General features: G+C 69.3%; 8 protein-coding genes and 1 pseudogene. 6 read left to right on the forward strand and 3 right to left on the reverse strand.

The window, feature by feature from the left end:
- The first annotated feature begins 1 nt into the window (after position 1).
- Both NHG85_RS16380 and NHG85_RS16385 read left to right on the forward strand, forming a co-directional pair.
- A complete protein-coding gene (locus NHG85_RS16380; protein WP_253334354.1) occupies positions 2-457 on the forward strand; it encodes an acyl-CoA thioesterase in 456 nt (151 codons plus the stop codon).
- Positions 447-845: a RidA family protein gene (locus tag NHG85_RS16385; RefSeq protein ID WP_253334356.1), complete on the forward strand. Its 399-nt coding sequence runs from the start codon at positions 447-449 to the stop codon at positions 843-845. The genes NHG85_RS16380 and NHG85_RS16385 overlap by 11 nt, the downstream gene beginning before the upstream one ends.
- 8 nt (positions 846-853) lie before the next feature.
- On the opposite strand, the gene NHG85_RS16390 is transcribed toward NHG85_RS16385, so the two are convergent.
- Genes NHG85_RS16390 through NHG85_RS16400 form a run of 3 tightly spaced genes read right to left on the reverse strand, consistent with a single transcriptional unit; the run spans position 854 to position 4480 of the window.
- Positions 854-1606: a metallophosphoesterase gene (locus NHG85_RS16390; protein WP_253334358.1), complete on the reverse strand. Its 753-nt coding sequence runs from the start codon at positions 1604-1606 to the stop codon at positions 854-856.
- 37 nt (positions 1607-1643) lie between these two features.
- Complete coding sequence (locus NHG85_RS16395; protein ID WP_253334360.1) at positions 1644-3218, reverse strand: CRTAC1 family protein; 1575 nt, start codon at positions 3216-3218, stop codon at positions 1644-1646.
- Complete coding sequence (locus NHG85_RS16400; protein ID WP_370363043.1) at positions 3215-4480, reverse strand: ROK family transcriptional regulator; 1266 nt, start codon at positions 4478-4480, stop codon at positions 3215-3217. Before NHG85_RS16400 ends, NHG85_RS16395 begins: the two co-directional genes overlap by 4 nt.
- A 214-nt stretch (positions 4481-4694) precedes the next feature.
- Here NHG85_RS16400 and xylF point away from each other — a divergent pair, with 214 nt between their 5' ends.
- The 4 genes and pseudogenes from xylF to NHG85_RS16420 form a co-directional block, all read left to right on the forward strand.
- A complete protein-coding gene (gene xylF / locus NHG85_RS16405) occupies positions 4695-5726 on the forward strand; it encodes a D-xylose ABC transporter substrate-binding protein (RefSeq protein WP_253334372.1) in 1032 nt (343 codons plus the stop codon).
- Between the two features lie 98 nt (positions 5727-5824).
- Positions 5825-7150, forward strand: coding sequence for a sugar ABC transporter permease (locus tag NHG85_RS16410; RefSeq protein ID WP_253334374.1), 1326 nt, complete (start codon positions 5825-5827; stop codon positions 7148-7150).
- 1 nt (position 7151) lies between these two features.
- A complete protein-coding gene (locus NHG85_RS16415) occupies positions 7152-7958 on the forward strand; it encodes an ATP-binding cassette domain-containing protein (RefSeq protein ID WP_253334376.1) in 807 nt (268 codons plus the stop codon).
- A 204-nt stretch (positions 7959-8162) separates the two neighbouring features.
- Positions 8163-8758 (forward strand): annotated as a pseudogene (locus NHG85_RS16420) (hypothetical protein); the annotation flags it as partial.

Genomic DNA, 8758 nt, shown 5'->3' on the forward strand with positions numbered 1-8758 from the left:
GTTGTCCTTCACCACCACGCGCAAGGTGCGGTTCGAGCATTGCGACCCGGCGGGGATCGTCTTTTATCCGCGCTATTTCGAGATGCTGAACGCCTGCATCGAGGACTGGTTCGACGCGCGGCTGGGCCACAGCTTCGGGGCGATCCATGTCGAGGGCGGACACGCGGTGCCCACCGCGCGCTGCGAGGTGCGCTTTACCGCGCCGAGCCGGATCGGCGATCCGCTGGCGCTGCGGCTCAAGGCGCTGCGGGTCGGGCGCTCCAGCCTCGACCTCGAGATCGAGATTTCAAGCCGTGACGAGACGCGGCTGCAGGCCGGCTTCACCCTCGTCCATGTTTCGCAGGCGACGGGCCGGCCGGTGAGCTGGCCGGCGCCGCTGCGCGACGCCATCGAGACCGAGATCGCCCGGGCGGGCGACGCATCAACGACCGAAGGAGAGGTGCCCAATGGCTCATGAGATCATCCACCCCGAGGGCTGGGCCCCGGCCAAGGGTTATGCCAATGGCGTGATGACGCCCGAGGGGCATCTCTTCATCGGCGGCCAGATCGGCTGGACCGCGGAACAGGTGTTCGAAAGCCATGATTTCATCGGCCAGATGGAGCAGGCGTTGCGCAACATCCTCGACGTGGTCGAAGCGGCGGGCGGCGGGCCAGAGCACATCACCCGGCTGACATGGTTCGTGATCGACAAGGCCGAGTATCTGGCGCGGCAGAAGGAGGTGGGCCAGGCCTACCGCCGGGTTCTGGGCCGCAGCTTCCCCGCGATGACCATGGTCATCGTCGCGGGGCTAGTCGAGGACGAAGCGCTCTTGGAAATCGAAGCGACGGCGGCGATCCCGCGCTGAGCCTCGGGTTAGGTTTCGGGCTCGGGCTGCAGCGGCGTACGCCCTTCGGGCGTCAGCAACCGGATGTCGCGTCCCTCGATCACCGCCGCCGCGAGCGGACGGCCATAGGCCGCGCCGCCGTCGAGATCGACGCGGTTGCCGAAATGGCGCGGACGCTCCAGCGCGGTGTGGCCATGCACCACGAGCGGACCATGGTCACGCGTGTCCTCGAGCCAGCCCTTGCGGATCCAGACGAGATCATCCTCGGTCTGAGCGCTCAGCGCCCGGCCGGGGCGCAGCCCGGCATGGACGAAGAGCGCCTCGCCCCGCGCGTGAAACAGCGGCAGGGCGGCGAGGAAGTCGCGATGCGCGCGCGGTACCTTCTGCACCGCCTCGCGGTGCACCTCGTAGAGGTCGCGGCCTTCGACCGGCGCGACGCCATAGCTTTGAAGCGTGGTGTCGCCGCCGAGGCGCGGGTTGAGCCAGCCCAGATCCTCGCGCAGGCAGGGGTCGTGCCAATCGGGATCGTCGAGGAAATTGCGGAACATCCGGTCGTGATTGCCGAGGATGACGATCCACGGCGCGCCGCCCTCGATCCCCTCCAGCAGGATCTCGATCACGCCGCGGCTGTCGGGGCCGCGATCGGTGAGATCGCCCAGATGGATCACCGGGCTCGTCGCGTCGCCTTGGCGGATGCGATCGGCCGCGATGAGGTCATGCGCCGCCCGGAGCTTTTCCGGGTGGCCGTGGATGTCGCCGATGGCGTAGCTGCGTGTGCTCATGCCCGCCACCCTAGCGCCGGGGGGCGGGCTGGCAAGATCAGCCCGGCAGGGCGGCGCGGTCGAGGGTGACGATGCGGTCGACCTCCACCTCATGCGGCCCGGTGACCGTGCCATCGGGCCATTCGACCGTGATGCGCGCGCCTGTCGCGGCGCCCAGCCCGACATGCAGCGGCCCGAGCCGCCCGCCCGCATGGCCGCCACCGACGGTGCGTTGCAGCACCTGACGCCCGGCTTCGGTCTCGATGGTCACCACCGCGCCGATGGCATCGCGGTTGCCGCCCGGCTGGGCGAGGTCGATTCCGAGCCAGTGCCCGGTGCCTTGGGTCACGTTGCGCCACAGCTCGATGGGCGCGCGGCGGTTGAGGACGACGAGGTCGAGCCGCCCGTCGCCGTCGAAATCCGCCAGCGCCGCGCCGCGCGCGCGCTCGGTGGTGGCGATCCCGGCCTTGAGCGATGCCTCGACGAAGGTGCCGTCCGGCTGCTGCATCAGCAGGTTGTTGGGGTCGCGCATGGCATTGGTGGGCATCTGGTCGACATTGCCCTTGGCGATGAAGAGATCGGCCCGCCCGTCATTGTCGACATCGCCGAACTCGGCGTGCCAGCCGGTCGAGGGGCGGCCATCATCGCCCAGATGCGGGCGTTGTGCGTAGGAGCCGATGGAAAAGGGGGCGGCGGCGTAGGAGCCGTCGGGCTGCGCGAGCTGCAACAGTTGGTCGCCCATGGAGGTGAGCATCACCTCGTCGCGCCCGTCGCCGTCGAGGTCGCGGCTGGCGATGCCCATGCCCCAGAGCGAGACGGTCGGCCAGCCATCGGCTTCGGCCAGGAAACGGCGCCCGGCGATGTCCCACATCTGCTCGTGACCGCCGCGCACGTAGTAGTGCCGGTCGTTGGAGATGCGCAGCGCGGCTCTCCCACGCGCATCGCGCGCGGCCAACATCGACAGGGCGCAGTAGCCGGGGGCGAGGGTCTCGGCCCGCCATCCTTTATCGGTGGGCCGCAGTATCGCGTTGTCGTCGCAGGCCTCGAAGGGCCCGTCGGGATCGCCGCGGTCGACGTAATTGCCGACCGCCATGACGGGCCGCCCGTCATCCTCCCACCATGCGGTGAAGGCGGTGGTCCATGCGTCGCCCGCGGGCAGGCCCATCGCCCCGGTCGCCTCTTCGAAGCGGCACTCGCCCATGCCGCGCAGAAGCCGGTTCGGCCCGGCGTGCATGACGAAGAGATCGGGGTGGCCATCGGCATCGGCGTCGAGCGGGTAGGCGCCGGTGACGCCCGTAAGCTCGGGCAGGGGCAGGGGGGCGAAATCGAAATCCCCGAGGTTGCGCCACAGCCGGGCCGGTCTCTCGCCCCCGGCGGCGAAGATGTCGGGGCGCGCATCGCCGTCGCAATCCATGACGGCGACGCCGCCGCCGACGAAATGGGTCCAGCCGCCGGTGTATTCATGCGCGCCGAGCGAGGCTGAGCGGTCCTCGAAGCGTGGTTCGGCCGCGGCGTTCCCGGCGGCGAGAAGGGCCGCGAAGCACAGCAGCGCGCCTGCCGTTTCATCTTTCCGAAAATACGCAAATCCCCCGGGCCGGGCCACGCGCCACGTCTGCCAGCCGCGCCCGCTCATGCCGCCCGCGCCTCGGCGAGCACCGTTCCGGTCACGGCGGCCAGTGCCAGCGCGCTCGCTCCGCGGGCCCAGACGAGATCGCCCCAGGCGTGGATCTCGACCCGCGCGGGCGTGCGTCCCTCGACGAGGGTCAGTGCGCTCATCTCCGCCAGCACCTCCTCGGCATAGAGATAATCGTAGCGCATCCGCTCGCCGGACAGGATGATCAGCTCGGGGTCGAAGATCTGGATCACGTTGGACAGGCCGAGCGCGAGGTAGCGGCCCGCGCGGTCGAAGATCGAGCGGGCGGCGCGGTTGCCCGCCTTGGCCTCGGCATAGAGCGCGTCGAGCATCACCTGCGGGCTTTGCGGCGCGCGGCCCAATGCAGTCGCCGCCTCGCGCGCCAGGGCGTAATCGGCGACATAGGCTTCGAGACAGCCGCGCTTGCCGCAGCGGCACAGCGCGCCGTCGAGCTGCACCTTGGTGTGACCGAGCTCCAGCCCCATGCCGCGCTCGCCGCGGTAGAGACGGTTGCCGATGACGAGCCCCATGCCGAGCCCGTGCTCGATGGTGACCACCGCGAAATCCGACCGTTCGCGCCCGGCGCCGAACCACAACTCGGCCAGCGTCAGCATGTTGGCGTCGTTGTCGATGATCACTGGCAGGCCGAAGCGGCGGCTGGCCTCGGGGCCGAGCGGCATGTCGGAGCCCAGATGCGGCGACCACAGCACCGTGCCGGTCTCGTGGTCGATCATGCCCGACAGGCCGACGCCGACGGCGAGCAGCTCTTCGCACGCACGGCCCGCCCGGGTCAGCACCGCCTCGATCAGCGCGCCGATCTCGTCGCAGGTCTGGTCGAGCGAGCGGCGTATCGGCGGCGCGGCGCGGGCCGCTTCGGCGAGGATCGTGCCGGCGAAATCGACCAGCACGGCGGTGTTGCGCTCGTCGGAGATCTTGACCCCGATGACCAGCCGCCCCTCGGCCACGAGTTCGAGCGCGACGCGAGGCCGCCCGCGGGTGGTGGTGGCGGGGCTGGCGTTCTCGACCTCGCGCAGCAGCCCCATGGCTATGAGCTCGGAGGTCAGGGTGGTGACCGATCCCGCGCTGATCCCCAGCGCGCGGCTGATCTCGGCCCGGGCGACGCGGCCCTGGGCGCGGACATGTTCGAGGATCTGCTGGCGCAGCGGACGCGCCTCGCGATGGGCGCCGGGCAGCAGCGGGCCGACCCCCTGTGGCGGGGCGGTCACGGATCCGGCCGGATCGGCGTCAGGCGAGCCTGTCATAGTTCAGTCCCCGAATTATCTATCGGCGGCGTCAGCCGGATCGCGATGAAATATCCCGCTCCGTTGACGCTCGACGCCGATTGTTACCGGTATTCCAGCCTCCATGGCAAAATATATTTTGACAGGAAAAGTAAATGTGGCATTGTGCCGGGCAACCGGCTTCTCATGGGGCCGGCATCCCGGTGGGACGGGAGCCATGTTAGGGAGGAAATACATGCGCAACGCAATTCTGGCCGCCGTCGCCCTGACGGCAGGCTTCAGCACGGCCGCCATCGCCGAACAGCACGGCATGACCGTCGGCGTCAGCTGGTCCAACTTCCAGGAGGAGCGCTGGAAGACCGACGAGGCGGCGATCAAGGCGGCGCTCGAAGAGGCCGGTGCCGAATACGTCTCGGCCGACGCGCAGTCGTCGTCCTCCAAGCAGCTTTCGGATGTCGAGAGCCTGATCGCGCAGGGTGTGGACGCGCTGATCATCCTCGCGCAGGACACCCAGGCCATCGGCCCGGCCGTGGACGCCGCCTTCAACGAAGGCATCCCGGTCATCGCCTATGACCGGCTGATCGAGGACGACCGCGCCTTTTACCTGACCTTCGACAACGTCGAAGTGGGCCGGATGCAGGCGCGCGCCGTGCTCGAGGCAGCACCCGAGGGCAACTACGTCATGATCAAGGGCTCGCCCACCGATCCCAATGCCGACTTCCTGCGCGGCGGCCAGCAGGAGGTGCTGCAGGAGGCGATCGACAGCGGCAAGATCACCATCGTCGGCGAGGCCTATACCGACGGCTGGCTGCCCGCCAACGCCCAGCGCAACATGGAGCAGATCCTGACTGCGCAGGACAACCAGGTCGACGCGGTCGTCGCCTCGAACGACGGCACGGCGGGTGGCGCGGTGGCAGCACTTACCGCGCAGGGCATGGACGGCATCCCGGTCTCGGGCCAGGACGCCGATCACGCCGCGCTCAACCGCGTGGCACAGGGCACGCAGACCGTCTCGGTCTGGAAGGACAGCCGCGAGCTGGGCCGCGAGGCGGGCGAGATCGCGATCGAGCTGGCCTCGGGCACCGAGATGAGCGCGATCGAAGGCGCGGAAGAGTGGACCTCGCCCGCGGGCACCACGCTCACCGCGAAGTTCCTCGATCCGGTCCCGGTGACGATCGAGAACCTCGACGCCGTGGTCGACGCCGGCTGGATCGACCAGGAAACGCTCTGCCAGGGTGTGACGGGTGACGTCGCCGCCTGCAACTGACGCCTGACGCCCCCGGCCCGGTCCGCCGGGCCGGGGGCTCATGCCGGAATTCGCGCGCTCCCCCGCGCCAACCCCCTCCGTTCAGGAGCACCCCCGAAATGTCCGATACCGACAGCGTCCCCAACGCCGCTCCCCAAAAGGGCCGGCCGGCGGACAAGGCGCCCGCGCGCTCATTCCTCAACCAGCTGGAGCTTGACCTGCGCCTTCTGGGCATGGTCGGCGCCTTCATCGCCGTCTGCGTCGTGTTCAACCTGCTGACCGACGGCCGCTTCCTCACCCCGCGCAACATCTTCAACCTGTCGATCCAGACCGTCTCGGTGGCGATCATGGCGACCGGCATGGTGTTCATCATCGTCACACGCCACATCGACCTCTCGGTCGGCGCGCTGCTGGCGACGGCCTCGGCCGTCATGGCGATGATGCAGACCCGCTGGCTGCCTGACACGCTGGGCCTGCCGCTGGGCCACGCGGCGCTGCCATGGCTCGCCATCCTTGCCGGCCTGATCACCGGCGCGGTGATCGGCGCGTTCCAGGGCTGGCTCGTGGGCTACCTCACCATTCCCGCCTTCATCGTGACTTTGGGTGGGCTGCTGATCTGGCGCAACGTCGGCTGGTACATCACCTCCGGCCAGACCATCGGCCCGCTCGACGAGACCTTCCAGGCCTTCGGCGGCATCAACGGCACGCTGGGCGCGCAATGGAGCTGGATCTTCGGCCTCGTCGCCGCGGGCATCGCGGTGCTGGCGCTGATCTCGGCGCGCCGCAACAAGGTCGGGCATGGTTTCCCGGTCAAGCCGGTCTGGGCCGAGGCGGTGGTCATCGGCATCATCGTGGCCGCGATCCTTGGCTTCGTCGCGCTCCTAAATGCCTACGAGATCCCGAGCCGGGTTCTGGCGCGCGACTTCGCCGCGCGCGGCGCGGAGATGCCCGAGGGCTACACCGCCGCCTACGGCATCCCCTACTCTGTGCTGCTGCTGATCGCGGTGGCGGTCGTGATGACCGTGATCGCGCGCAAGACGCGGCTGGGGCGCTACATCTTCGCCACCGGCGGCAACCCCGACGCCGCCGAGCTGTCGGGCATCAACACCCGGCTGCTGACGGTCAAGGTCTTCTCGATCATGGGCATCCTCGTGGCGATCTCGGCCGTGGTCGCCTCGGCCCGCCTGACCAACCACTCCAACGACATCGGCACGCTCGACGAGCTGCGCGTCATCGCCGCGGCCGTGATCGGCGGCACCGCGCTCTCGGGCGGGATCGGCACGATCTACGGCGCCATCCTGGGCGCGCTGATCATGCAGTCGCTGCAATCGGGCATGGCGATGGTCGGTGTGGATGCACCCTTGCAGAACATCGTCGTCGGCACCGTTCTCGTGGCCGCCGTGCTGATCGACATCATCTATCGCCGCCGCGTCGGAGGGAAGTGAGATGGAAACCAAAGCCGATCCGCGCGCGAATGGCGCCCCCGATCCGCGCGCCTCTGGCGCGACACCACTAGTCGAACTCAAGGACATCCGCATCGCCTTCGGCGGCGTGCAGGCGGTCGACGGCGTGTCGCTCGATCTCTACCCGGGCGAAGTCGTGGGCCTTCTGGGCCACAACGGCGCGGGCAAGTCGACGCTGATCAAGATCCTCTCGGGCGCCTACAAGGCGGATTCAGGCGAGATCCGCATTGAGGGCGAGAAGGCCACGATCAACTCGCCCCGCGACGCGCGGCGCTACAACATCGAGACGATCTACCAGACGCTGGCTCTGGCCGACAATCTCGACGCCGCCTCGAACCTGTTTCTGGGGCGCGAGATCACCACCAGGGCGGGCTTCGTCGACGACGCCAAGCAGGAGGCCGAGACGCGAAAGATCATGGCGCGGCTCAACCCCAACTTCCGCAAGCTCTCCGAGCCGGTCTCGGCGCTGTCGGGCGGACAGAGGCAATCGGTCGCCATCGCCCGCGCAGTGTATTTCAACGCGCGTATCCTGATCATGGACGAGCCGACGGCGGCCTTGGGCGTGCACGAGACGGCGATGGTCGCGGATCTGATCAAGGAGCTGAAGGCGCAGGGCCTCGGCATCTTCCTCATCAGCCACGACACGCGCGAGATGATGGATCTGTGCGACCGGGTCTCGGTGATGAAGAACGGGCAGCTCGTCGGCACCGAGCGGGTCGAGGACGTCACCGAGGACGACATCCTGTCGATGATCATCATGGGCAAGAACCCCAAGCGCGACGCCGCCTGAGCCGCAGGGCTGCTCTGCGCCGAAACCCGGCCGCCCTCTGACGGGGGCGGCCGATTTTTGTTCCTGTTTCCGATCAGGGAGATATGGCGCGCTCCCGATCCATGGCCGCGTCCTTCGGCCAAAGCCGCAGCGGAACAGCTTGCCGTCGCGACAGGGGCCGCTAGGGTCTGGCGCGGCGGCGCGCCGCGACCCGAGGAGCCATGGATGCAGACCGAACAGTTTCGACAGATCGTCGAGGAGGCGCGCAGCGCGCCCTCCGCGCTCAACACCCAGCCCGCGCGCTGGCGGTTCAAGGGCGACACGATCCTGATCGGCTGCGACCCGGCCGCGATGCTGCCGGTCTCGGACCCCAACGGCATCGCCGCCGGGCTGGCCTGCGGGGCCGCCGCCGAGGCGACCATCCTCGCGCTCTCGGCCCGGCGCATGGGCACCGGCTTCACCGATCTGTGGGCGCAGGACGACCGCACCACGCTGCCCGGCCTGCGGCTGGCGGCGCGGATCACGCTGGAGGCCGGGACCGACCCCGACCCGCTGGCGCGGCAACTGCCGCTGCGCTTCAGCCATCGCGGCCCCTACGAGGCGGGGCCGGTCGATCTCTACGGCTGGTCGCGCCGGGACGCGGTGCTTGTCACCGACAGGACGCGGCGCGACTGGCTGGCGGAGCTGCACGACAAGGCGACGCTGCGGCACCTGCGCCGCGCCGAGGCCCGGCGCGAGCTGGTGTCATGGCTGCGGCTGAGCCCGCGCCATCCGCGCAAGCGCCACGACGGGCTCGCCCGCGCCATGCTCGGCCTGAGCCC

Source organism: Limimaricola litoreus, assembly GCF_024159025.1.
Lineage (GTDB): Bacteria > Pseudomonadota > Alphaproteobacteria > Rhodobacterales > Rhodobacteraceae > Limimaricola > Limimaricola litoreus.